The sequence below is a fragment of the Ornithinimicrobium cavernae genome, from assembly GCF_003121625.1.
In the GTDB taxonomy this organism is placed as follows: Bacteria; Actinomycetota; Actinomycetes; order Actinomycetales; family Dermatophilaceae; genus Ornithinicoccus; species Ornithinicoccus cavernae.
Genome location: NZ_QDDJ01000012.1, coordinates 1 through 25,047 on the forward strand (window position 1 = coordinate 1; position 25,047 = coordinate 25,047).

Annotated in this window: 21 protein-coding genes, 1 tRNA gene and 1 pseudogene; 15 read left to right on the forward strand and 8 right to left on the reverse strand. The window is 70.7% G+C overall.

The genetic code is table 11. The features are described 5' to 3' along the window. The first annotated feature begins 170 nt into the window (after positions 1-170). Positions 171-623 carry a nitroreductase family deazaflavin-dependent oxidoreductase gene (locus tag DA085_RS14095; protein WP_109473628.1) on the forward strand — a complete coding sequence of 151 codons (453 nt, stop codon included), beginning with the start codon at positions 171-173 and terminating at the stop codon, positions 621-623. 62 nt (positions 624-685) lie between these two features. Further along, a complete protein-coding gene (locus tag DA085_RS14100; RefSeq protein ID WP_109473629.1) occupies positions 686-1,288 on the forward strand; it encodes a hypothetical protein in 603 nt (200 codons plus the stop codon). 98 nt (positions 1,289-1,386) lie between these two features. Here DA085_RS14100 and thrS read toward each other — a convergent pair whose 3' ends face one another. Then, positions 1,387-3,372 carry a threonine--tRNA ligase gene (gene thrS / locus DA085_RS14105; RefSeq protein ID WP_109473630.1) on the reverse strand — a complete coding sequence of 662 codons (1,986 nt, stop codon included), beginning with the start codon at positions 3,370-3,372 and terminating at the stop codon, positions 1,387-1,389. A 73-nt stretch (positions 3,373-3,445) separates the two neighbouring features. On the opposite strand from thrS, the gene DA085_RS14110 reads away from it, so the two are divergent. The 9 genes from DA085_RS14110 (at position 3,446) to DA085_RS14145 (ending at position 12,662) form a co-directional block, all read left to right on the forward strand. Next, positions 3,446-4,261: a siderophore-interacting protein gene (locus DA085_RS14110; protein ID WP_109473631.1), complete on the forward strand. Its 816-nt coding sequence runs from the start codon at positions 3,446-3,448 to the stop codon at positions 4,259-4,261. 29 nt (positions 4,262-4,290) lie between these two features. Next, positions 4,291-4,872, forward strand: a complete 582-nt coding sequence (locus DA085_RS14115; protein WP_109473632.1) for a thymidine kinase — start codon at positions 4,291-4,293, stop codon at positions 4,870-4,872. 211 nt (positions 4,873-5,083) lie between these two features. Next, positions 5,084-7,246, forward strand: a complete 2,163-nt coding sequence (gene helR / locus DA085_RS14120; protein ID WP_109473633.1) for an RNA polymerase recycling motor ATPase HelR — start codon at positions 5,084-5,086, stop codon at positions 7,244-7,246. A gap of 90 nt (positions 7,247-7,336) precedes the next feature. After that, entirely contained in the window at positions 7,337-7,468 is a 132-nt protein-coding gene (locus DA085_RS21880; protein WP_272914494.1) for a hypothetical protein, read from the forward strand. Then, positions 7,465-8,187: a hypothetical protein gene (locus DA085_RS14125; RefSeq protein ID WP_109473634.1), complete on the forward strand. Its 723-nt coding sequence runs from the start codon at positions 7,465-7,467 to the stop codon at positions 8,185-8,187. The genes DA085_RS21880 and DA085_RS14125 overlap by 4 nt, the downstream gene beginning before the upstream one ends. A 321-nt stretch (positions 8,188-8,508) precedes the next feature. Next, positions 8,509-9,846: an MFS transporter gene (locus tag DA085_RS14130; RefSeq protein WP_202619248.1), complete on the forward strand. Its 1,338-nt coding sequence runs from the start codon at positions 8,509-8,511 to the stop codon at positions 9,844-9,846. After that, positions 9,843-11,102: an aconitase X catalytic domain-containing protein gene (locus DA085_RS14135; protein ID WP_109473636.1), complete on the forward strand. Its 1,260-nt coding sequence runs from the start codon at positions 9,843-9,845 to the stop codon at positions 11,100-11,102. Before DA085_RS14130 ends, DA085_RS14135 begins: the two co-directional genes overlap by 4 nt. Further along, positions 11,099-11,500, forward strand: a complete 402-nt coding sequence (locus tag DA085_RS14140; RefSeq protein ID WP_109473637.1) for an aconitase X swivel domain-containing protein — start codon at positions 11,099-11,101, stop codon at positions 11,498-11,500. The genes DA085_RS14135 and DA085_RS14140 overlap by 4 nt, the downstream gene beginning before the upstream one ends. Before the next feature lie 13 nt (positions 11,501-11,513). Further along, a complete protein-coding gene (locus tag DA085_RS14145; RefSeq protein ID WP_109473638.1) occupies positions 11,514-12,662 on the forward strand; it encodes a PucR family transcriptional regulator in 1,149 nt (382 codons plus the stop codon). Positions 12,663-12,728: 66 nt separating this feature from the next. On the opposite strand, the pseudogene DA085_RS14150 reads toward DA085_RS14145, so the two are convergent. The 5 genes and pseudogenes from DA085_RS14150 to DA085_RS14170 form a co-directional block, all read right to left on the reverse strand. Next, positions 12,729-13,331: pseudogene (locus DA085_RS14150) on the reverse strand (alpha/beta fold hydrolase); the annotation flags it as partial. Further along, a complete protein-coding gene (locus DA085_RS14155; protein WP_109473640.1) occupies positions 13,286-13,504 on the reverse strand; it encodes a hypothetical protein in 219 nt (72 codons plus the stop codon). The gene DA085_RS14155 and the pseudogene DA085_RS14150, both read right to left, overlap by 46 nt. Before the next feature lie 82 nt (positions 13,505-13,586). Then, a tRNA-Val gene (locus DA085_RS14160) sits at positions 13,587-13,660 on the reverse strand. Positions 13,661-13,765: 105 nt separating this feature from the next. Then, positions 13,766-14,668 (reverse strand): aminotransferase class IV, encoded by a 903-nt coding sequence (locus tag DA085_RS14165; RefSeq protein WP_202619249.1) that lies wholly within the window; start codon positions 14,666-14,668, stop codon positions 13,766-13,768. A 139-nt stretch (positions 14,669-14,807) separates the two neighbouring features. Then, on the reverse strand, positions 14,808-15,710 hold the full coding sequence (locus DA085_RS14170; protein ID WP_237565524.1) for a trypsin-like serine peptidase: 903 nt from the start codon (positions 15,708-15,710) through the stop codon (positions 14,808-14,810). A 140-nt stretch (positions 15,711-15,850) separates the two neighbouring features. On the opposite strand from DA085_RS14170, the gene pta reads away from it, so the two are divergent. The 4 genes from pta to DA085_RS14185 all read left to right on the forward strand — a co-directional run bounded on the left by pta (position 15,851) and on the right by DA085_RS14185 (position 20,960). Further along, positions 15,851-17,917, forward strand: coding sequence for a phosphate acetyltransferase (gene pta, locus DA085_RS14175; RefSeq protein ID WP_109473641.1), 2,067 nt, complete (start codon positions 15,851-15,853; stop codon positions 17,915-17,917). After that, a complete protein-coding gene (locus DA085_RS14180) occupies positions 17,914-19,161 on the forward strand; it encodes an acetate/propionate family kinase (RefSeq protein WP_109473642.1) in 1,248 nt (415 codons plus the stop codon). Before pta ends, DA085_RS14180 begins: the two co-directional genes overlap by 4 nt. Positions 19,162-19,229: 68 nt before the next feature. Beyond that, complete coding sequence (locus tag DA085_RS21365) at positions 19,230-20,063, forward strand: hypothetical protein (protein WP_202619250.1); 834 nt, start codon at positions 19,230-19,232, stop codon at positions 20,061-20,063. Between the two features lie 6 nt (positions 20,064-20,069). Continuing rightward, positions 20,070-20,960 (forward strand): hypothetical protein, encoded by an 891-nt coding sequence (locus tag DA085_RS14185; RefSeq protein ID WP_202619251.1) that lies wholly within the window; start codon positions 20,070-20,072, stop codon positions 20,958-20,960. A 234-nt stretch (positions 20,961-21,194) separates the two neighbouring features. On the opposite strand, the gene DA085_RS14190 is transcribed toward DA085_RS14185, so the two are convergent. After that, entirely contained in the window at positions 21,195-22,292 is a 1,098-nt protein-coding gene (locus DA085_RS14190) for a tellurite resistance/C4-dicarboxylate transporter family protein (RefSeq protein WP_237565525.1), read from the reverse strand. 85 nt (positions 22,293-22,377) lie between these two features. After that, entirely contained in the window at positions 22,378-24,990 is a 2,613-nt protein-coding gene (locus DA085_RS14195) for an MMPL family transporter (protein ID WP_109473643.1), read from the reverse strand. Positions 24,991-25,047: the final 57 nt, after the last annotated feature.

Here is a 25,047-nt window from a genome sequence, read left to right on the forward strand (position 1 = left end):
GCCACGCCAACCCCGACTCCCTCATCGCCATGATCCACCTCTGCCTCGGCGGAATCAGCCTCCCGCTACCCACACAAAGGTGAGGAGACGGACATCTGTACGACGCGGGCCAGGGCTGTCCACATCCTTCCCTGCGGAACAGAGCGTCGCCCGGCTCTGTTGCCCCCTGCATGACCGATACCGACATCGACCGTCAGGACTACATCCCGCCCGCGGAAGGTTGGGTGCGCAAGCAGCTGGACGCCATCGACGAGGCCGGGGGTGACACGTCGGTCGCGCAGATCCAGGGCCGCCCGGTCGTGGTCGTCACCATGATCGGTGCCCAGTCAGGTCGCCCCAGGCGCGTCCCGCTCATGCGGGTGGAGCACGACGGCTGCTATCTGGCGGTGGCCAGCAAGGGCGGCGCGCCCAGGCACCCCCAGTGGGTGGCCAACATCCGCACGCACCCGGACCAGGTCAGCGTGCTCGATGGCACCACCGAGACGCCGATGACCAGCCGGGAGCTCTCCGGCGAGGAGCGCGAGCTCTGGTGGGATCGGGGCGTCGAGGCCTTCCCGCCCTATGCCGACTACCAGAAGAAGACCGACCGGATCATCCCGATCTTCCTGCTCGAACCCCGCTGAGCCGTATGCCGAGGCTCCCCTACCCGTAGCGGGGCGGGCGGGGCCTGTGGTCGGATCGGACGGTGATGTTCTCCAACGCCGACCTGCAGCGGATCGTCGCCGGTGAGGTCGACCTCGCCTTCCGTGTGTGGCGCCGGCCGATGCACACGGTGGGCGGCCGGCAGCGCACCCGGGCCGGTGTCATCGGTTTCACCTCAGTGGAGCCGGTCCCCGCGTCAGGGATCACCGAGCAGGACGCCGCCCGCGCAGGCCGGACCCTGGACGAGCTCGAGCGGTTCCTCGCGCGCAAGGAGGGCACGGTCTACCGGATCGGCCTGCAGTTCCTCGGGGAGGACGAGCGCGTCACGCTCCGTCAGCGCGACCGGCTGACCCGGGACGAGCTGGACGACCTCGCCGAGCAGCTCGCCGCAATGGACCGCCGCAGCACACGGGGACCATGGACCCGCCAGTTCCTCGAGCTCATCGAGGCCCGCCCGGCTGAGCTGGCCGAGACGATCGGCGCCTCGATCGGCTGGGAACGGACACCCTTCAAGGCCACGGTGCGCCGGCTCAAGGAGCTGGGTCTCACTGAGAGCCTGCCGACCGGCTACCGACTCTCGCCGCGCGGGATGGCTGTGCTGGAGTCCTTGCGGACGCATGAGCCGGGGCGAATTGGTCGCAACTAGTGAGGGAGCGGTCCGATCCTCCCCAAAGTTGTGTTCAGAGCGGTCCGATCCTCCCCAAAGTTGTGTTCAGAGCGGTCCGATCCTCCCCAAGAATGGGGTTACACCTGGGCGCGGTCGCGCACCGCGGTGACGATCTCCTCGATCGCCTCCGCGATCGGGACGCCGTTCTTCTGGGACCCGTCGCGGTAGCGGAAGGACACCGCACCGGAGTCCCGGTCCTCGCCACCGACGATGAGGATGAACGGCACCTTCGACTTGCTCGCGTTGCGGATCTTCTTGGGGAACCGGTCGTCGGACAGGTCCAGCTCCACGCGCACCCCGGCCGCCAGCAGCTGCGTCTCGACCTCGCGCAGGTAGTCGTCGAACTCCTCGGCCACCGGCACGCCCAGCACCTGCACGGGCGCGAGCCACGGCGGGAACATCCCGGCGTAGTGCTCCACGAGCACCCCGATGAACCGCTCGATCGAGCCGAACTTCGCGGAGTGGATCATCACCGGCTGCTGACGGGTGCCGTCGGCCGCCGAGAACTCCAGCTCGAAGCGCTCCGGCTGGTTGAAGTCGTACTGGATGGTCGACATCTGCCAGGTGCGACCGATCGCGTCACGGGCCTGGACGGAGATCTTGGGTCCGTAGTAGGCCGCGCCACCGGGGTCGGGCACCAGCTCCAGACCGGTCTCCGTGGCCACCTGCTCCAGGATCGCGGTCGCCTCGGCCCACTGCTCGTCCGAGCCGATGAACTTGTCCTGCTTGTCACCGGTCTCGTCCCGGGTGGACAGCTCCAGGTAGTAGTCGTCCAGCCCGAAGTCGCTCAGCAGGTTGGTCACGAAGTCGAGCAGGTGCCTGATCTCACCGGGCGCCTGCTCGCGCGTGACGTAGGAGTGGCTGTCGTCCTGGGTGATCATCCGCACGCGGGTCAGCCCCTGCAGTACGCCGGACTTCTCGTTGCGGTAGACCGTGCCGAACTCGAACAGGCGCAGCGGCAGCTCCCGGTAGGAGCGGCCCCGGCTGCGGAAGATGAGGTTGTGCATCGGGCAGTTCATCGCCTTGATGCGGTAGGGCTGCCCGTCGTCGTCGATCGGCGGGAACATGCCGTCGGCGTAGTAGGGCAGGTGCCCGGAGGTGTGGAACAGCCCCTCCTTGGCGATGTGCGGGGTCCCGACGTACTGGAAGCCCGCGTCGATGTGCGCCTGGCGGACGTAGTCCTCCATCACCCGCTTGAGCACCCCGCCGCGGGGGTGGAAGACGGGCAGGCCGGGGCCGATCTCCTCCGGGAAGGAGTAGAGGTCCATCTCGGCACCGAGCTTGCGGTGGTCACGCCGCTCGGCCTCGGCGATCCGCTCGAGGTAGCCCTTCAGCTCGTCCTTGGACGGCCAGGCGGTGCCGTAGATCCGCTGCAGCTGAGGGTTCTTCTCCGACCCGCGCCAGTAGGCGGCGGCGCTGCGCGTGATCTTGAAGGCGTTGCCGATGATCTTGGTGCTGGGCAGGTGCGGCCCCCGGCACAGGTCGCCCCAGACGGTCTTGCCGGTCCGGTCCCGGTTGTCGTAGATCGTCAGCTGGCTCCCGCCGACCTCGACCGACGCCCCCTCGGCCGCGTCCTCGGCGGAACCGCCCTTCAGGCCGATCAGCTCCAGCTTGTACGGCTCACCGGCGAGCTCCTCGCGGGCCTCCTCGTCGGAGACGTCCCGCCGGTGGAACGTCTGCCCGGTGTTGATGATGCGCTGCATCACCTTCTCGAGCTTCTTGAGGTCGTCCGGGTGGAACGGCTCCGCCACGTCGAAGTCGTAGTAGAAACCGTCCCGGATCGGCGGGCCGATCCCCAGCCGCGCCTCCGGGTTGACCTCCTGGACGGCCTGGGCGAGGACGTGGGCGCAGGAGTGCCGCAGCACGTCGAGCCCGTCCGGCTCGCTGATCAGCACCGGCTCGACGACGTCCCCGTCGGCCAGCTCGTGGGCCAGGTCGCGCAGCTCCCCACCGACCCGCGCGACGACGACCTGCCGCTCGTCCGCGAACAGGTCGGCGGCGGTAGTGCCCTGATCGACCGATCGCTCGCTTCCGGCGATGGTGACGGTGATCTGGGCAGGCACAGGTGCTCCTCGGGTATGTCGCGTGGTCACGTTGGCATTTCTCCGCAGGGTGCGGCTATGAAAGCCTAACGGTGTGAGCAAGCCGACTAGACCACCGAGGCCCCAGGCCGTCCTGACCGTCGAGTCCTCGGAGTGGGTGTCCCCCACCACCGTCCGGATCGTCGCGGGCGGCGAGGGCTTCGCGGCACTCAGCCTCAACGACTTCACCGACGCCTACGTCAAGCTGCTCTTCGTGCGGCCCGAGCTGGGTCTGACCCCGCCGTATGACGAGGCGCACCTCCGCGAGCACCTCGCCCCCGAGGACCAGCCGGTTCGGCGGACCTACACCCTGCGGTGGGTGGACCGGGAGCGGCAGCAGGTCGCGATCGACTTCGTGGTGCACGGTGACGAGGGCGTCGCGGCACCCTGGGCTCGCAGCGCCCGGCCCGGTGACCAGTTCGTCGTCTCCGGCGGTGGTGGTGGCTACGCCCCCGACCCCACGGCCGACTGGCACCTGTTCATCGGCGACGAGTCCGCCCTCCCGGCCATCGCCGCGGCCCTGGAGGCCCTGCCCGGCGAGGCCCGCGGACTCGCCTACCTCCAGGTCACCGACGACTCGGGGCGGATCGGGCTCGAGGCACCCGACGGCATACGGCTGCAGTGGCTGACCGGCGGTGCCCACCAGACCGCGCTGCTCGCCGATGCGGTGGCGGCCGGCCCGTGGCCCGATGGGCGCGTGCAGGTCTTCGCCCACGGGGAGCGCGAGTCGATGAAGGCGGTGCGCGCCCTCCTGAAGGAGCGCGCGGTCCCGAGGGAGGACCTGTCCCTGTCGGGGTACTGGGCCTACGGTCGCACCGAGGACCGGTTCCAGGCCGAGAAGCGCGAGCCCATCGGCCAGATCCTGGTCTGACTGTCCCTGCCCCGCCCTAGGCTGGCGGCATGAGGACCGAGCCTGTGCGTGGTCACGTGGAGGTGGTCTGCGGCCCGATGTTCGCGGGCAAGTCCGAGGAGCTGCTGCGCAGGGTGCGGCGCGCGCGACTGGCCGGGCTCGAGGTCGAGGTGGTCAACCACGCGCTGGACACCCGGCACGGCACGGGGCGGGTCGTCTCCCACTCGGGCCTCGGCGTGGACTCCCTCGTGGCTGCCGACGCGACCGGGCTCCTCGACCTGCTCCAGGGCCGCTCCCCCGACCTGGTGGCGATCGACGAGGCACAGTTCTTCGGACCCGACCTCGTCGAGGTCGTCGACGGGCTGGCGCGCCGGGGCATCGTGGTGATGGTCGCGGGGCTGTGCGTCACCTTCGACGGCCGCCCGTTCGAGCCGCTGCCGACGCTGATGGCCACGGCCGAGGTGGTCACCAGACTCACAGCGGTGTGCGCCGTGTGTGGTGCGGACGCGGCCTTCCACCAGCGGGTGGACCCGGCCACCGTCAGCGACGCACTCTCGGCGGGGGCAGAGCACGTGGGCGGCACCGAGACCTACCAGGCGCGCTGCCGGCACCACCGCGACGCCGCGCGCTGAGCACAGAGGTGCCCCTCGGCATACCTACTCGACTCCCCCTGCCCTTTCCAGTGTATAGCGCAAAGGGGGCCTTGCCGCAAGCGGCTCCGGCCGTTCACACTGGAGGCCTCACGACCGCAAAACAGCAGGTCATCAGGGGGTTTGCCGACATCTGACCTGCCTCGTGAGGACCGCCCACGACCGTCGCCCAGCCCAGGGAGCAGATGCCTCGATGACCGACCTGACGACCTCCGCCTTCGCCCTCCCCGACACGCTCGCCGCCAAGTCCGACCCAGCCCTCATCGCCGCGGACGAGCGGCACTTCGCGGCCATCGCCGCCGCTCAGCAGGACCAGATCACCGAGCTGACCGCACGGCTGGATGCGGCACGCCGTGCCCCCGGCGGCTCGGGCCAGGCCGCGCTGGACCGCGACCTGGAGATCCACCGGCTCACCGCCCAGCTGCGGCTGCTGCACCGCTTCGGTCTGGACCTGTGCCTCGGTCGGGTCGTCCGCGCCGGGGACCCCGACCCCGTGTACATCGGTCGCACCGGGCTGACCGGTCCGGAGGGCGACCGCCTGCTCATCGACTGGCGCGCCCCGGCTGCGGAGCCCTTCTTCGCCGCGACCCACGCCGACCCGATGGGCCTGGTCAGCCGGCGCCGCTACCGCTGGACCGGGGACGGGCGGGTGAGTGACTACTGGGACGAGGTGTTCACACCCGAGGGACTGCAGGGTCATGCCGCCCTCGACGACCAGTCGGCCTTCATCGCCACCCTGGGCAGCAGCCGCTCGCCGCGGATGCGGGACGTGCTGAGCACCATCCAGTCCGACCAGGACGCGATCATCCGTGCCGGCTCCCGGGGCGCCCTGGTCGTCGACGGCGGCCCGGGCACCGGCAAGACCGTCGTGGCCCTGCACCGCACCGCCTACCTGCTGTATGCCGACCCTCGCCTGGGTCATCAGCGCGGCGGGGTGCTCTTCGTCGGCCCGCACGAGCCCTACCTCAGCTATGTCAGCGACGTCCTGCCCAGCCTGGGCGAGGAGGGCGTGCAGACGGTGACGCTGGGCGACCTGCTGCCCGAGGGCCGCGAGGCGGGTCCGGAGACCGACCCGCGGGTGGCCCGGCTCAAGGCCTTGCGGCAGCTGGTCGAGGCGATCGAGCCGGCCGTCCGGTTCTATGAGGAGCCGCCGAGCGAGGGCATGCGGCTCGAGGTGGACGGCGTGGAGCTGCAGGTCAGCGCCCGTGACTGGGCCGAGGCGTTCTCCTCGGCCGAGCCGGGCGTGGCCCACAACGACGCCCGCGAACAGGTCTGGGAGGCGCTCGTGCAGATCCTGCTGGACACCGTCCAGGTCGAGGAGGAGGACGAGGAGTTCGCTGAGGCCGACCTGCGCCGTGCGCTGTCTGAGCACGAGGAGCTGACCTCCACCTTCAACGGGGCCTGGCCGTTGCTGGAGCCCGAGGACCTGGTGGCCGACCTCTGGTCCGTGCCGGCGTTCCTCCGGCTGGCCGCCCCGTGGCTGACACCCGACGAGGTGCGGTTGCTGCAGCGCACAGACGCCCGGGCGTGGACCGAGGCCGACCTCCCCCTGCTGGACGCCGCTCGCCGACGTCTCGGCGACTCGGGTGCCGCCCGCCGGCGGCAGCGCCAGGAGGCCGCGGCCGCACGGGAGCGAGCGCGCATGGACGAGGTCATCGACCGGATGCTGGAGGCGGACAACATCGGAGGACTGTCCCAGCAGCTGCGCCACCAGGACCTGCGCGACAAGCTCGTGGACCAGGACGCCCTGCCCACCACCTCACCGGACCGTCTCGCCGGACCCTTTGCCCACGTGGTCGTCGACGAGGCGCAGGAGCTCACCGACGCCCAGTGGCAGATGCTGCTGAGCCGTTGCCCCTCCCGGAGCATGACGATCGTCGGCGACCGGGCCCAGGCCCGGCACGGCTTCACCGAGTCGTGGCAGGAGCGGTTGGAGCGGATCGGGCTGGACCGGATCGAGATCGCGTCCCTCAGCATCAACTACCGCACGCCGCAGGAGGTGATGACCGAGGCGGAGCCGGTCATCAGGGCGGCCATCCCCGACGCCAACGTGCCCACGTCGGTGCGGGAGGGCGGCATACCCGTCCGTCACGGCTCCCTCGGGGACCTGGAGGCGATCCTGGACGAGTGGCTGGGCACGCACGCCGAGGGCACTGCGTGCGTGATCGGGCACCCGGAGCTCGAGCCTCGCCCGCGCGTCCGGGCCCTGACTCCCGTGCTGGCCAAGGGCCTGGAGTTCGACCTGGTGGTCCTGGTCGACCCACAGGATCTCGGGTCAGGCATCGAGGGAGCCGTGGACCGATACGTGGCCATGACGAGGGCGACCCAGCAGCTCGTCATGCTCACCAGCGGCTGACGCACGACGGTCGTCGAGCCGTTCGCCGGACCCTGGCGCGGCCCACCCTGCCGGGAGGTGTGGAGCAGCACGTGCTGCCACCATGGACGAATGGCTGAGCAGGAGTCGCCGCGGCGGAGACCGGCCTCCCGGGGCAGGCCCGACGACCACGACCCCACCGGTGGCATCGGTGGTGCGACACCGGCTCACAGCCCGGTGACACTGCGGATGGAGCCGGGGTGAGGGCCGCACCCCCGCCCGGCACGGTGCGGACCCTGCGGGCGTCCCTCTCCGCCGGGCGCGGCCGCGTCGCCACTGTCCTGGGCCGGACCGGTGGCTCACTCCTGGCCTTCCTGTTCGGCACGGTCGCCCGTGCGCGGGGCACCCGAGCGCTCCACCCGGTGGGCTTCTGTGGCGAGGGGCTGCTGAGCACCACCCCCGGACCCAGCGGCGGCGTGGTGCTCCTGGAGCCCGCGACGCCGCACCCCTGTCACGTGCGCTGGTCCCGGGCGACGGGGCTGCGGCGGGGCCCGGACGTGGAGGGCCTCGCCGTGCGGGTCTCGGGTCCGGGGGCCGGTGATGTGCTCCTCGCCTCGACGGGCACAGGCCCCATCACCCGGCACCTGCTAACCATCCGCCGGCCGCGCCGGCACGGGCCGCTCACGACCCTGCTCCCCCTGCGAACGATGCGGGGCAACCTGCTCCTCCGACTCGACCCGCTCCCACCGCGGGGCGCCGGCGCTGCCCCGCCCACGGCATACCGGCTGTTCATCGCCGCGCCAGGGCAACCGTGGCACGAACGCGGTCGGTTGGAGGTCACCTGGTCCGGACGCGACTGCAGCCGGCGCCACGACCCGGTCGGGCACCCGCCCGCAGGCGCCTGGACCCACCCGCTGTGGGCGCGCCTGCGCGACCCCTCCTACGCCGCGTCCCAACAGGTCCCAGCAGACGGTGGTTCCTAGCTCTCGCAGGTCGGGTGTGCCTCACCACGTGCGCCGCTGGGGAGCGCTGTACGTTGTGCGATCGCACAACGCATGCGCCGATATTCTGGCGTCGCGTGCATTGACGGCCCCCGAGGGTTGAACGAAGATACAAAACACCTCGAAGTTCTCAACGCCCCGCCGACCGAGCGGGGCACGTGTGAAACTCTCCGACCCTGGTCTCGGAACCCGGAGTCACGGCTCGCCCCCACACAACCCATCATGACCGCGCCCCAGCGCCGACGCATGACGGACCCTGACCTACCGGAAGGCAGCGTAATGCGATCCACCCCCGAAACGCGAGTGACGTCAGACACGGCGGGAGCGCGCAAGGTCGCTGCCGCCGCCATGATCGGGACCACGCTCGAGTGGTACGACTTCATCCTCTACGGCACGGCGTCTGCCCTCGTGTTCAACGAGTTGTTCTTCCCGGGCCTGACCGCCGCCATGGGGACCATTGCCTCGTTCGCGGTGTTCGCGATCGGCTTCCTGGCCAGACCGCTCGGCGCCGTCTTCTTCGGGCACTACGGCGATCGGATCGGCCGCAAGCCCATGCTCATCGTCACCGTCGGCATCATGGGCGCGGCAACGGTCCTGATCGGACTCCTGCCCACGGCGAACCAGATCGGCGTGTGGGCACCCATCCTGCTTCTCTTCCTCAGGCTCTGCCAGAGTTTCGCCACAGGCGGTGAGTGGGGCGGTGCCGCGTTGATGGCTGTCGAACACGCGCCCAGCCACCAGAGGGGTCTCTACGGAAGCCTTGTCCAGGTGGGAGTGCCTCTCGGCCTCGTCCTCGCAAATGGCGTCTACCTCGGCGTCCTCGGCCTGATGCCGGGCGAGCAGTTTCTGGCCTGGGGTTGGCGCGTGCCGTTCCTGCTCGCCGCCGTGATGCTGGCAGTCGGCATCTACATCCGTGTCAGGACCGAGGAGTCGCCGACCTTCGTGAAGTTCCGCAACGAGCAGGCCGGTCAGGAGCCTGCCAAGGCGCCGTTCCTGGCCGCCATGGCTGAGAAGTCTCAGCGACGCATGCTGATCCTCGCCATCGGCATGAAGCTCAGTCAGAACGCGATCTTCTTCCTCTTCACGGTCTTCGCCTTCACCTACCTCTCTGACACCGTCGGCATGGACGACGAGATCGGACTTGAAAGCGTCATCCTGGCGTCGCTGCTGGGCATTGTCTCTATCCCGGCCTGGGCGTACCTCTCCGATGTCGTCGGTCGCAGAGCCCCCATGCTCTTCGGTGCGGTGGCGTCGTGCATCTTCCCCTTCATCTTCTTCACCATGATGGACACCGGCAACGTGCCGCTCATCATCGTGGGGATGGTGATCGGGCTGAACATCGTCCACGACTCCATCTACGGGCCGCAGGCGAGCTACTACGCCGAGCTCTTCAACACCGGTGTGCGCTACACGGGCGCCTCCGTCGCCTACCACCTTGCGGCCGTCCTCTCCGGAGGTTTCGCCCCGCTGATCGCCTCCGTCCTGCTGGCCTGGGCGGACGGCGGGACATGGCTGGTGAGCCTCTACTTCCTGGCCCTGGGCCTGATCTCCACCGTGTGCATCTACCTCGCTCCCGAGACCCGGACCCGATCACTGGACGACAGGTCCGACTCCCGTGTCGCAGAAAGGTCCTCATCATGAAGCTGACAGACGCCGAGCACGAGCTGCTGAACTCGGACAACGTCGCCGTCCGCATGGCCATGAGGATCGTCATGGCGGAGGCACAGGCCCTCGGAGCGACCCAGCTGGTGGAGGTCACGAGCGCGCACGTCGTCGACACGCTGCAGTTCGGCCTCGGGCAGGCGTCCTTCGACTTCGCAGACCACCTGCGCACCCACGCAGCCCGGGTTTCGGTCCCAACCACCTTGAACACTGGGAACATCGATGCCTGCACCCCAGAGATCAACGGGGAGAGCGCGGACTACGTCGCCAAGCACACGGCGCTCTACAAGATGTACGAGTCCCTCGGCGCCAGACCGACCTTCACGTGCTCGCCTTTTCAGGAGGTCTCCCTGCCCTCGTTCGGCGAACACGTGGCCTGGGGCGAGTCCAACGCAGTCTCATATGTCAACTCAGTGCTCGGCGCACGCACCCTCCGGCATGCACATTTCTCGAGCATCGCCTCGGCCATCACAGGCCGCGCTCCCCTCGCTGGTCTGCACCTGGATGAGGGACGAGTCGGGCAGGTGCTGCTGCGTGTGAGCGGCTTCTCGGCGGAAGCCCTGTCCGACGGTCTCTTTTACCACCTGCTCGGATACTTCGCCGGCACCGTGGCGGGCTCGAGCATCGTGGTCGTCGACGGACTCCCCGACACGATGCACCAGGACCACATCAAGGCGTTCGGGGCAGCCGCCACCACGAGCGGTGCTGTCCCCATGTACCACCTCGTCGGGATCACGCCGGAGGCCGATTCGATCGAGGGTGCCTTCCAGGGCTCGCAGCCACTGCGCAGTATCGATGTGACACACACTGAGATCCGCGGCGTCGATGAGCACCTCCAGCAGCTGCGCCAGGACGAGCCCATCAGCTGCGTCGCCATCGGGGCCCCCCACCTCTCGGTGGCGGAGGTGGAGCAAACCGTCGAGGCCCTGGACCGGAGCCCGCAGCCACGCGTCCCGATCTTCCTGTCGGTGAGTCGGCACACGGATGACGTCATCCAGGCACGGGGCTGGGACGAGAAGCTGGCCGCCGCCGGCGTCCGGTTGGTCCACGACAAGTGTTCCTACTTCGGGGCGGTCCTGGAGGATCGGCGCACGGCTGTCATGACAGACTCCGCGAAGTGGGCCGACTACGGCCCGAACTGCCTCGGTTCGGTCGTCGCCGTCGGAAGCATCGAGGACTGCGTCGCGTCCGCGGCACAGGGCCGCGTCGTTCGCGCAACGAGGGAGTGGGCATGAACGTGCAGGGAACAGTCCTGGTCTCTGGGTCGGCCCGTGGCCGCTTGCTCGTCCTCGAGGAGCCACTCAACCTGTGGAACGGCTTCGACGCGACGACGGGTCGCATCACCGCACCGGACCACCCGCAAGCAGGACAGTCGATCGCAGGCCGGGTGCTCTGGCTGGAGATCAAGGGAGCCACGGCCGGCGGGAGCCTCACTGAGGCTCTTCGACTCGGGACCGCCCCCGCCGCGATCCTGCCGAGCTCCGCAGACACGTCGTTGGCCGTCGCCTCCGTGGTCGCGCGAGAACTCTACGGGAAGTCGTGCCCCATCGTGGTGCTGCCCGAACAGCCCGGACCGGAGTATCTCGGCCGTGACGTGACCGTTGCCGAGGACGGCATCCTGAGTGACACCTAGCCCGGACTCCGAGATGGTCGTCGAGCAGCTGCACCGCGTTGCCGGTCACCTCGAGGCAGGCTCAGAGGACATCGGCCGGCAGGGCGTTGAGGTGGTCCGATCGGCGTATCCCCGAGCGTATGCGGCCGTGCCTGAAGAGGCCCTCGTGGCCGCCATGGAGAGGAACGTGGGCGCCGCCCTCTTCGTCCTCACGTCAGACGGTGGTGTGCGCCCCGAGGACGTCGAGGACATCGTCGACGCCATCTGGCACAGGATGTCTCAGGGAGTGACCGCTCGAGAGGCTCTGGGCGCGTACCGACTGTGCATGGGCGTCATCGGAGACGCGTTCGCACGCCGCGCGGCGGAGGACGAGATCGGCGTGGAGGCGGCCCTGGAAGGTGCTCGCCGTATCCACGCCCTGACGGATCGCGTCGTCGACTCGCACACGGCGCGCGAGAGTGAGGTGAGCGATGAGCAGCGGCTCCTCGAGTCCCACCTCCGGTCCGCCATCTTGTTCAGGCTGATGTCCGGAGCCGTCACGGGCCAGGACCTGGCGACCCTGAGTGAGACGTTCGACGTCCATCCCGACCGTCCGTATCTGTGCTTTCGCGCACGGCCCGCACGCACGACGAGTCTTGAGTCGCTCCGCCGGAAGCTTGAGGCCGGCATGGGGCAGCGCGGCGTCAGCGGCATGGTGGGGCTGGCTGGGCACCACTGCATCGGGATCGCCAGCGGCGTCCCGATGGCCCCGGCGGGCACGAGCATCGGGGTCGGTCCCCTGGTGGACCTCAGGCGCATCGGGCAGTCGTTCGAGATCGCGACCCGCCTGCTCGCCCGGATGGAAGCCAGGGAGACGACTGGACTGCAGAGCCTCGCCGACGTCTCCTGGCAGCTCTGTACTGTGCGCGAGCCGGAGATCAGTGCCTTTCTCGTTCACAAGTACCTCGGTGCCGCAGACACCATGGGAGCGCTGCAGTACTCGCTCCGGGACTCCTTGGCCGCGTACGTCGCGGCCAACGGGGATGTGGCCGTGGCGGCAAGACGGCTCCACGTCCACCCCAACACGATGAGGTATCGCCTCAGGAGGTACGAGACTCACGCCTCGGTGGACCTCCGGGCTGCAGGTGCGCTCGTCGAGCTGGCGTGGGCGCTTGAGTGTGCAGGCGACACCAGCCCGGGCTGAACGCCGAGATGGCGCCCACGTCGCCGACCGACCGGAGACTGTCACCAACCTGGCGGCCGAGTGCGCCTAGCCCTCGCGGGTCGGCCGGTGCTGCCGCTCCACGTCCGCACAGTGCGCCAGGACCGCAGTGGCCACCTCCGCGGGGCGGGTGTGCATCACCACGTGCGCCGCACCAGGGATCTCGACGAGCCGCGCCACCGGCGCGAGGCGGCGCAGCTGCTCCGCCCAGTCATGACCGGCGATTGGGTCCCGTGCGCCACGCACCACGAGCAGCGGCAGCCCGAGCCGGACGACGGCTTCCTCCGTCCGGTAGGCCAGCATGTGGGGCACGGTCCGCAGGTACCAGCGCGGGCCGGTGCGCAGGTAGTCCTGCAGAACCGCCCAGTTGGCCCCGGGCGTCTCGAGCAGGAAGTCGTGCAGCAGGCGCAGGCCCTGCCGTGGCGCCGACCGCGCCGCCGGGTCGACGACGCAGCCCATGACCACCACCGTGGAGGCGAGCTCCGGCTCCCGGAGCGCCGCCTCCACCACGACCTGCGACCCCATGGAGTGCCCGACCAGGACCGCCCGGTCCAGGCCGGCCGAGCGCACATAGCCGTTCACCACGGCCGCGAGCTGCTGCACCGTCAACGGGACCGGTGGCTTGGGGGCACGCCCGAAGCCGGGCAGCTCGAGGACGTGAACGCCGGCGGACGGCTGAGCGCGTGGGCCAGACGCGCGAAGTAGGTCGAGGCGACCCCGATCCCGTGCACCAGCACCACCTGCGGGCCCGTGGGCAGTCCCACACGCCTGACGAGGTAGGTGTGAGCTTCGTGCTGACGCGCGACGAGCTGGGACTGCTGCATGTCAGCAGCCTGCCAGCCTTGTCGTTCGGGTGCCGCCACCGAGGTGAAGTGTCGTGAGGCAGGTCAACAGGTTGACCAGGGGTGGACGTGAAGGGACTCGAACCCCTGACCTCTCGCGTGTGAAGCGAGCGCTCTAACCAGCTGAGCTACACGTCCTGATGCGGCGGATACCTTAACCCGCGGCAGCCGACCCAGCATAATCCACGGGGCGGGTGCGATCTGCCACGGGGCCGGCTCCCGCCGGGGCGTGGTGACGGGGCCTCAGGGGTCCATCCGCTCGCGGCCGAGTCGGGCGAAGATCTCGGCGGCCCTGGCCGTCACCGGCCCGGGGTCGGCACCCAACCCGCGGTCCGCTAGGTCGGCGGCCGGCAGCTCTCCGGCGAGGGTCTGCTGTGCCGGCACGACACGGATGGCGCCGATCGCCTGCACGTCCCGGGTGCTGGAGGTCAGGAACGCCTCGTCGGCCTCCGTGAGGACCGACAGCGGAAGCACCTCCTCGCGGACCTCCAGACCCTCCTCGCGGCACCACTCGATGGTCAGCGCCCGCGTGATCCCGGCCAGCGGTCCCGCCTCCAGCGGCGGGGTGAGGACCACGCCGTCGCGGACGACGAAGATGTTGGAGCCGGTGCCCTCGCACAGCTCACCGGCGCCGTTGGCGAAGATCGCCTCGGTGGCGCCGAGCGCCTTGGCGGCAGAGAGCGCCACCACGTTCTCGGCGTAGGAGGTCGTCTTCAGCCCGACGGTGGCGGCACGCTCGTTCCTGATCCAGGGCACCACGGCCACGGTGGTCACGGGGGCAGGTCGCTGCGCCTCACCCGCGGTGACGATGTAGGTCATCGGCCCGTCCAGCCGGTCCGAGCCGAGCGGCCCCCGACCACCGGTGATCGTGTAGCGCAGCCGTCCGAAGCCGATCGGCCCGTCCGCCAGGACCGCCTCGATGCCCTCGTCGACGCGGGCCCGGTCCAGTGGCGACAGCCCGAGGCCGGCCAGCGACCGGTCCATCCGGTCGTGGTGCCGCGTCCGCGCGAACACCTGCCCGTCGACGATCTTGGCCGTCTCGAAGACGCCGTCACCGACCGTCACGCCATGATCCAGGGCGGCGATGGCCGGTCCCTCGTCCACGCGCGCTCCATCGACCCACACCCTGATCCGGTCTGCACTCATGCCCGACAGGATGTCACGAGGACCGGCACCATCACGGCAAGAGGGTCGGTATGCCGACAGGCCCGGTCCCCCTGCATGTTGCCGGGGGCCCGGGCCCGTCGGTGCGACCGGTCACCGACCCGGTCGCCTCACCTTCTGCTCAGGACGTCGCCGCGGTGCCGTAGACACCCTGCTCGACCGAGCCGAAGTAGGGGCCGTACATGACGTCCTTCTCACCGCGGTAACCGAAGGAGTTCACCGAGTTGAGCGCGCCGCCGGTGATCCAGCCACCCCCGGAGGAACCGCCGGTCATGCTGCAGGGCAGCCGGTGGTCGGTGGTGCCGCGCGTGTCGACCCCGGCGGTGCCGGAGCACTTCCACAGGCCCTGCCCGTCGTACGGCCGGGCAGCCGGGTAGCCGTAGGCCTCGAACGCGAGGTTGTAGCCGAGGTTGAAGGCGATCGGGTAGGAGCCCGTGACCTGGGTCAGGCTCTGTCCACCCTGCTCGGCCATCACAGCAAACCCGACGTCGTGGTTGAAGTCGCCCGCGGTGCGCCACTGGGTCGTGGTCACCAGGTTCTCGGCCACCCACTCGCCGTAGGGCGCTGAACCATTCGCATACGCCGGCACGAAGATGAAGTTCGTGGCGTAGGCACCCGGGCCCTCATTGAGGCAGTGGCCGGCCGTGGTCACGACGTCGGCGTTGGAGCTCTGGGTCGCCGTGCCCGAGCAGACGTAGTTGGTCCCGCCGAGGGTGAAGAACACCTTGCCGAACTCCGGTGTCTCGGCCACCTTGACCGCCGCAGCCGCACCACCCCCGCCTCCGGGCTTGCCCTTGGCCACCTCATGGCCGTTCTGGCCCTGGCCGCGCGGGATCGCGGCCTCCATGCGAGCCGGTGTCCAGTAGTTGCGGATCTGCTGCCGCTGGGACTCGCTGGTCGTGGCCTGGTGCATCTCGACGGCCCGGTCCGACGGTGCGGCACCGGCGCCGGGGGCGACCGCCATCGTCAGGGCCAGCGCACCGGCGGCCGCGCCGGCCTTGAGCAGGGTGGAGAACTTCCTCATCAATCACTCCATCGTGAGAGGGACGGCCCGGACCGGGCCGGACTGCGTGAGCAGTGGCAAGAACCTAGACCACAGCGGCGGCGGGTGGGGGCCCACGGCGGGTAAAGACTTGGTACGGACCGAGCCGGTAGGTTCGGAGGGTGACCACGAGCCTGTACCTGGCCTCCGCGGAGTCCCGCTCCGGCAAGTCCGCCGTGGCCCTCGGCATCCTCGAACAGCTCACCCGCCTCGGCGGCCGCGTCGGCGTGTTCCGGCCCATCGTGCAGGCCGACGTCGCCGACCCGCTGCTGCACCTTCTCCTCCCCCGCGCCTCCTCACCCCTGGGCGCAGACGAGGCGGTGGGCGTGACCTACGACCGGGTGCACGTGGACGCCGAGACTGCGGTGGGCGAGGTCGTCGACCGGTTCCACGCATATGCCGCGTCGCACGACACGGTGCTGGTCATCGGCTCGGACTTCACCGACATCCCGGGACCGACCGAGTTCTCTGTCAACGCCACGATCGCGGCCAACATCGGCGCACCGATGCTGCTCGTCGTCCCGGCCCTCAACCGTGAGCCCGAGGACGCCGTCACGGCGGCCGCGCTGACCGTGCACGAGGCCCGGACCCGGCACGCCGACGTGCTGGCTGTCATCGTCAACCGGGTCGCCGAGGAGCACGTGGCGACCATGCACCAGGCCCTGGCCGACACCCTGCCGGACCACGCGGCATACGTCCTGCCCGCCAACCCGGTCCTGGCGGCGCCGACCGTGCGGGACCTCATGCTCGCCATCGAGGGCGAGATGCTCCTGGGTGATGAGGCCCTGCTGGACCAGGAGGCCATGAGCCTGATCGTGGCCGGCATGCGGATGCCCAACGTGCTGGACCGGCTCCGGGAGGGCGCGGTGGTGATCTGCCCCGCCGACCGCGAGGAGGTCCTGCTGGCGTCTCTCCAGGCCCACCGGGCCAGCACCTTCCCTGGGCTGTCCGGCATCATCCTCAACGGCGGGTTCCCGCTCAGCCCCCAGGTGCGTCGGCTGGTCGACGGCCTCGACGTGCAGCTGCCCGTCGTCACGACCAGGCACGGCACGTTCACCACGGCCACGCTGAGCCACGGCGCGCGGCCCCGGATCCAGCCCGGGTCGCACCGCAAGATCGAGGAGGCCATCGGGGTCGTCGAGCAGCACCTCGACCTGGCCGCCCTCCTCCCGCACGCCGCGACCCGTGCCTCCGGCATCGTCACGCCCCTGATGTTCGAGCACCGGCTGACCGAGTGGGCCCGCGAGGTGGACGCGACCGTGGTCCTGCCGGAGGGGCTCGAGGAGCGCATCCTGCGGGCCGCCGACCAGCTCCTCACCCGCGGCGTGGCACGGCTGATCCTGCTCGGCCGCGAGGACGAGGTCCGGTCCCGCGCCGCGGAGCTGGGGCTGCGCATCGACAGCGCCACGGTCGTGGACCCGCAGACCGACTCCCGCCGGCAGACCTATGCCCGGCGGTATGCCGAGCTCCGCGCCCACAAGGGCGTCACCCTGGACCAGGCGCTGGACACCCTGACCGACCCGTCCTACTTCGGGACCCTCATGGTGCTTGCCGGCGACGCCGACGGGATGGTCTCGGGGTCGGTCAACACCACGGCGCACACCATCCGCCCGGCGCTGGAGGTGGTCCGGACCGTCGAGGGCGTGTCGGTCGTGTCCTCGGTGTTCTTCATGTGCCTGGCCGACCAGGTTCTCGTCTACGGCGACTGCGCCATCAACCCGGACCCCACCGCCGAGCAGCTGGCCGACATCGCCGTGTCCTCGGCGCGCACCGCCGCCCAGTTCGGCGTGGACCCCCGCGTCGCGATGCTGTCCTACTCCACCGGTGGTTCGGGCACCGGCGCGGACGTCGACAAGGTGCGCCGCGCCACCGAGCTCGTGCGCGAGCTGGCGCCCGGGCTCTCCGTCGAGGGACCGATCCAGTACGACGCGGCCGTCGACGCCGCCGTGGCCGCCACCAAGCTCAAGGACTCTCCGGTGGCCGGCCGTGCGACGGTGCTGATCTTCCCGGATCTCAACACCGGCAACAACACCTACAAGGCGGTGCAGCGCAGCGCGCAGGCGGTCGCCGTCGGCCCGGTGCTGCAGGGGCTGCGCAGACCGGTCAACGACCTGTCCCGCGGGGCGACGGTCCGGGACATCGTCAACACCGTCGCGATCACCGCGGTGCAGGCCAGGGAGGCGCGATGAGTATGCCGGACGCCCAGGACGACGGACCGGTCACCGGCGGCGGGGGCCCGGTCCTGGTCATCAATGCCGGCTCCTCCTCGCTGAAGTACCAGCTGGTCCTCGCCGGGTCCGGCGAGGCGCTGGCCAGCGGCCTGGTCGAACGGATCGGCCTCGAGGGCGGGCACGCACAGCACACGGTCACCGGGACGGAGCACGAGCTGGAGCGGGAGATCCCGGACCACACGGCGGCCTTCGAGGTCCTCACGGCCCAGTTCGCCGAGCACGGACCCGACCTGGCCGGGGCGTCCGCCCCGGTCGCGGTGGGCCACCGGGTCGTGCACGGTGGTGCCCGGTTCGCCACCACAGTGCTCATCGACGAGGAGGTGCTCGGGACGCTGCGCGACCTCGTGCCGCTGGCTCCCCTGCACAACCCCGGCAACATCGCGGGCATCGAGGTGGCGCTGCAGGCCTTCCCGGACCTGCCTCAGGTGGCGGTGTTCGACACCGCCTTCCACCAGACGCTGCCCGAGGCCGCCCACACGTATGCCGTCCCGCTCTCCTGGAGACAGACGTTCCACGTGCGGCGCTACGGCTTCCACGGCACGTCACACGCCTACGTGTCGCGCCGCACCGCCGAGCTCCTGGGCCGTCCGGTCGAGGACACGAACGTCGTGGTCCTCCACCTGGGCAACGGGGCCAGCGCGTGCGCGGTGGCCGGCGGGCGCAGCGTCGACACCTCCATGGGCCTGACGCCCCTCGAGGGCCTGGTGATGGGCACCCGGCCCGGCGACCTGGACCCGGGCCTCCCCGCCCACCTGTCCCGCGTCGCCGGCATGACCCTGCCGGAGTTCGACCACGCCCTCAACAAGGAGTCCGGGCTGAAGGCGCTGGCCGGAGACAGCGACTTCCGCACGGTCACCGAGCTCCGGGCGGCCGGGGACGCCGCGGCAGCACTCGCCTTCGACGTCGTGGTGCACCGGCTGGTCCGTCACCTGGGGGCGCTGGCGCTCGTCCTGGGGCGCCTGGATGCCGTGACCTTCACGGCCGGGATCGGCGAGAACAGCGCCGTGCTCCGGGCCGCGGTGCTGGAGCGGGCGGGACTGCTGGGCATCGAGCTGGACCACGACGCGAACGACACCGTCGCCGGGGAGACGCGCATCAGCACCGCCGACAGCCGCGTCGCCGCGTTCGTGGTGCCCACCAACGAGGAGTGGGAGATCGCTCGCGAGGCGGCGCAGCTCCTGGCTGGCCAGTCCCTGCATTGACGCCGTCAGGGAGGCGGAGGACAGTGGACTGATCGACATCGGTTGTGGGCCACACCGAGGAGGCCACCGTGGCCGGGACCGCACTCCCCCGTCGACCGGCGTCATCACGCCGGCCGTTCCTCCTGGTCGCGCTCACCTGCAGTGTCCTGCTCCTGCTGGTGGGCTGCGGTGGCACCGTGACACCCGAGGAACCCAGCCCGACGAGCTCGGAGTCGGGGACCGGAGCAGATGAGACCGGGACGTCTGCCCCCACGACGTCCACGGGCTTGCCGAGCACCGAGGAGTTCACGACGCCCGCCACCGAGGACACGAGCACCACCGAGGAGGGCGCCAGCGCGCCCGACGACGTCGCCCTGGAGCTGGCCGGGCTGCCCATCGGAGGGTTCACCGAGGTCGATCCGACGGACGCCACCCTGCGCTGCGCGGTCATCAACTGGAGCGGCCCCCCGGACCTCCCCACAGACCTCACCCTCGAGGTCACCTCACTGGCCGTCGCCCCGGCGGGGGTCTATGAGTGGACCGACGGCGGGTGCTCCGGCGCCCACCCTCCCTGCCTCGACACACCCGATGTGCTCGACGACGCCGGTCAGTGCGAGGTATCGATCCGGCAGATCGCCGCCAGCCCGGACGGCTTCGGTGAGATCGCCTTCCAGACCGGTCGGGTCACGTGTGCCGCCGATGCAGAGAGCGTGTGCAGCTCGTTCCAGGCGGTACTCACCGGTGCCGACGTGGACACCGTGGACTGGTCGGACGCGCTCACGGACTGGCCGACCGAGACCACCGACCCGCCCACGACGACCGACGTCCCCCCGACGACCGACCCGCCCACCACGACGGACGCGCCCACGACGGACGCGACGCCCACGGAGACCACCTCCGACGTGTCCGAGACCACCGGCTAGGCCATCGTGACCGACCCCGAGCCGAGGCCGCCCTCGGTGCTGGACCAGGTCAGCAGGTGGCTGGGCGTCGGCGGAAGCGTCATCGCACCCGTCACCCTGCTCACCGCGCTCCTGTTCTACTTCGGCTACGTCTCCTCCAGGGCCCAGTTCCGCTACTTCGGTCTCGATGTCGACACCATCGGCCTGTCCACCAACGACTTCGTCATGCGCAGCCCCCAGGTGCTGCTCGTGCCGCTCCTCGCCATCGCCCTCGGGGCGATCGGCCTGCTGCTGGCCCACGTCCACCTGCGGCGCCACGGGCCGTCGGCCCGAGCAGTGGCGCGTGCCCTGGTGCTGGCGCTCCTGGTGCTCACTGCCGGTCTGGTCCTCCTGTTCGCCTTCCCGTGGGTCGGACGGTGGATCCTGTATCCCCTGGTCGCCCCGACGCTGATCGGTGCCGGGACCGGCGCGCTCGCCTACGTGCTCTGGATGCCGACGGCGCCGCCGTGGCTGCGTCGGTCGGCGGACCGGCGGGCCCGGTGGGCCCGGCCTGCAGTGACCGCGCTCGCCCTGGTCGTGGTCGCGACGACGATGTTCTGGGCCACCGCCACCCTCGCCGAGTGGAGCGGCCGGGGCAACGCCAGGCAGACCGCACGTCACCTCGACGAGCTGCCGGCGGTCATCCTGGACACGTCGCAGCGGCTGTTCCTCACCGACGGGATCGTCGAGGAGACAGCGCTGCCCGCAGAGGGCCCCGAGGACCTGCGGTTTCGCTATCGCGGGCTGCGTCTGCTGATCCAGGGCGAGGGCCAGCTCTTCCTCGTGCCGGACCGGTGGTCCCCCAGCAACTCGACGCTGGTCGTCCCGCTCGACGGCAGCGTGCGCGTCCAGTTCCGGTTCGTCGACCAGGCACCCTGACGCGAAGACACGGAAGAGCCCGTGAGCTCCGTGCGGGTGCACGGGGGCGCGGTGGACGATACGCGCCGTACTCACGGGCTCCGGTGACTGAGTGGTTTTCGCGTCACCCGTCCGGGTTCTGGCCACTGCCGGGGCAGGGAGGCCAGGCGAAGGCCGGGCTCAGCGCTCAGCCACCTCACGCGTCCGATAGGTATTCACAGGTCGGACCACCTCCCTTCTCGTGTACTGCCGAATCTACGTCGTGGGATCGCGGCGGACAAGGGCTTTTGCGGTGTCAGTCTCCGCGGTCGCCGCCGGCCGGAGCACGGTGACCACCACGTGCCGGAGCATCGCGGTCAGCACCACCAGGAGGACCGCGAAGGCGAGCCAGAGCTCCACGCGCCCGATCCAGCCGACGAGCGGCAGCCGGTCGGCCCGGCCGAGGTAGATCCCCGCCACGGCATACATGCCCAGGGGGAAGACCATGCTCCACAGCGTCGCCTCGTAGCGCAGCGGCACCCTGTTGAGCCAGTGCCGCCAGAGGCCGGCTGCGAAGAGCACCGGGATGAGCCAGGTGGCGAACGACCAGAACACGACGGACAGTCCGGCGACCAGCCCCCGGGTCGCGTCGACCATGGGGGCCGCCGCCATCTCCACGATGCGCGCGCCGGCGAGGACAGTGATCGCGCACGCCCCCATCGCGACCCAGTAGGGCGGGTCCAGGTCCTCCGGGCGAAGGTCATAGAGCAGCATCCGCAGCGTCACGATGACCCCAGCCGCCGCATACAGGAAGACACCCACCGACCAGGCGACGACCGCGAGCACGGACAACCCGTGGGTGGCCGTCGCGCTCACCGGCTCCAGCGTCGCGGCTGCCACCGCGACCGACTGGCTGGCCACCACCCAGATGAACCAGGTCCCGTTGGCACTGGCCACCACCGGGCGGGCCACCTTCCCCAGCACAGCGGTCCACGGGATCACGTAGCCCATCACCGCCCAGGCCGTCGCGGTCAGCGCGAGAAAGACCGCGGTGACCGTGTGGTAGCCCTCCATGAACAGGCGGACGCCCAGGACGTTCGTGCCCGCGACGTAGGTGAAGTAGCCGAAGGCCCGCTTCGGGTCCAGAAAGTCCCCGGCCATGGCACGGCGGAAGCGCACGAACCGGATGACGGTCAGTAGGCCCAGCACGACGAAGCCGGTCAGGCACACGGCGAGCAGGACCCGGGAGAGCAGCTCGAAGCCCTCCAGCTGCAGGCCGACCGACACGATGCCGGTGGCCATCACCAGCGCGAAGTAGCCGGGGGTGAGCCCCTCGAGGGCGACGTCGACACGGTGCGCGAGAGGGGAAGCCACACCAGGACCGTAGTCGCGGCCCGGCCCGAGGACCAGTGCCGGTCAGACAGAGGACCGGTGCCGGTCAGACAGAGGCCCGGACCGGTCAGCCCGACGTGGGCACCGACTCCCGGCTCGTCTCGGCAGAGTCCGGTTCGCCCGCCCCGGAAACGACGTCGGCCTCCCCGTCCTCGTAGGTGTCGACCCCCAGGGAGCGCTCCAACCGGGCACCCTCGACATCCATCTCGGGCAGCACCCGGTCCAGCCACCGCGGCAGGTGCCAGGCCCGCTCCCCCACCAGGGAGAGCACGGCCGGGGTGAGGGTCATCCGGACCAGGAAGGCGTCGATCAGCACGCCGACCGCCAGGCCCAGACCGATCGGCCGGACCATCGCCAGGTGCGCGAACACGAAGCCGCCGAACACCGAGATCATGATGATCGCTGCCGCGGTGACGACCCGGGCACTGTGGTTGAAGCCGCTGACCACCGCCCGTGCGGCGCTCTCCCCGTGCACGTGGGCCTCGCGCATCGCCGAGACGAGGAACACCTGGTAGTCCATCGCCAGGCCGAACAGGACGCCGATGAGCAGGATCGGCAGGAAGCTCAGGATCGGGCCCGGCTCGTGCACCCCGAAGAAGGCGCTGCCCACACCCCACTGGTAGACCGCGACCACGGCCCCGAAGGACGCCGCGATGGAGAGCAGGAAACCTCCCGTGGCCAGCAGCGGCACCAGCAGGGAGCGGAAGACCAGCAGCAGGAGCACCAGGGAGAGCCCGACGACGACCACCAGGTACAGCGGCAGCACGTCGGCCAGCTGACGGGAGATGTCGATGTTGGCCACGGTCTGACCGGTGAAGCCGAGCTCCGCTCCGTGTGCCTCGCCGATCCCGGCAGCACTCTCGTCGAGATTGCCGACGAGGTCCACGGTGGCCTGCTCGGCCGGGCCGGCTTCCGGGACGATCTGGAAGGCCAGCGTCGTGCGGTCCTGGCTCACGCCGATCGGCACGACGGACCGCGCGCCCGGCACGCCCGCCAGGTCCTCACCGATCCCCGCCTGGGCCTGCATGAGCGCACGCTCGGTGTCGCCGATCGGCTGCTCCATGGTGGCGACCGCGAGGATCGGCCCGTTGGACCCGGCACCGAAGTGCTCCCTGGTCAGGTCGTAGGCCGCGTAGGCGGTCGAGTCCTCGGGCTCGGAGGCACCGTCCGGCAGCCCCAGCCGGATGTCGAGCGCGGGGGTGGCCAGCAGGCCCACGACCACGAGGACGCCGGCCACTGCCAGCCACGGGCGACGCTGCACCCAGGCGGCCCAGCCGCCCCGCCCCTGCGGGGCGGCAGGGGCGTGCCTGGCCACCCGGGCGCGCCGGCCCAGGGCCCGGGTGCCCATGAGGGACAGCAGCGCCGGGGTCAGGGTGATCGCCAGCAACACCGCGACCAGCACGGTGCCGGCGGCGACCAGGCCCATGACGCCCAGGAACGGGATGCCGGTGACCACGAGCGCCGCGAGGGCGATGAACACCGTCATCCCGGCGAACACGACGGCGTTGCCCGAGGTGCCCGTGGCCAGGGCGATGGAGCTCCTGAGCTCCATCCCCTGGCGCAGCTGGGTGCGGTGCCGGTTGATGAGGAAGAGCGAGTAGTCGATGCCGACGGCCAGGCCGAGCATCAGCGCCAGCGCCGGCGTCGCGCTGTTCATGTCCACGAACCGGGTCAGGGCCATGGCCCCGCCCACCCCGACGCCGACCCCGACCAGCGCCATCAGCAGCGGCAGGCCGGCAGCGAGCAGCCCGCCGAGCATCACGAGCAGGACCACGGCGGCGACCGCGATGCCGATGGCCTCGGTCGCGCCGACCACGCTCGAGATGTCCTGCACGATCGCCTGCGAGTAGTCGACCGTGACGCCCGTCCCGGCCAGCTGGGTGCCCAGCTCCTGCAGCTCCTGACCGATGGCCGGGTCCAGCGAGGCGCCGTCCATCTCGAACTGCAGCTGCGCGAGGGCGACGGTGCCGTCCTCGGAGACGAACCGCAACCCGTCGCTGAGCTGCGCGAGCCGCTCCCCCAGCGCCAGCTCCTCCTCGCCCGCGGCCAGCTCTGCCTCACCCTGCTCCAGCTCCCGGGCGCCGGTGTCCAGCTCGGCCTGGCCCGCCTCCAGCTGCTCCCTGGCGGCGGCCAGCTGGGCCTCGGCGTCGGCCACCATCTCCGGCGGCAACGCGTCGCGGTTCTCCTCCAGCGCGGCCAGCCCGGCCTCATACTGGGTCCAGCCGTTGTCGATCTCCTCCTGTCCGGAGACGAGCTCCGCCCGGCCCGCCTCCAGGTCGGCCCGTCCCTGGTGCAGCTGCTCGCGGGCGTCGTCGAGCTGGGCCGAGGACCCGTCCAGCTGCGCCTGGGTCGTGAACGGGTCGGTGACCGCGCCGACCCCCTCGACCTGCTCCCACTCGGCGAGCAGGTCGGCCACCTCCTGCCGCTCGGCGTCGGTGAACCCACCCTCGGAGGAGAAGACGACCGTCCCACTGGCGCCCGCGGCCGCGGGCAGCGCAGCCTCCAGGTCCTGCAGGACCTGCTCGAAGCGCGAGCCGGGGATGCTGAACTCGTTGCTCAGCGGCTTCATCATGGTTGCGGCCGCGGTCCCGGCGGTGGCCATGACCAGGATCCAGGCGACGATCGTCCGCCAGGCGTGCTCGGCGCACCAGCGCCCCAGTCGGTGCAGGAAGGAGGCCACGGGTTTTCCTCTCGGTGTCCCGGACCGCGGTCCGGGGGTCGGTGCTGTCGTCTGCGG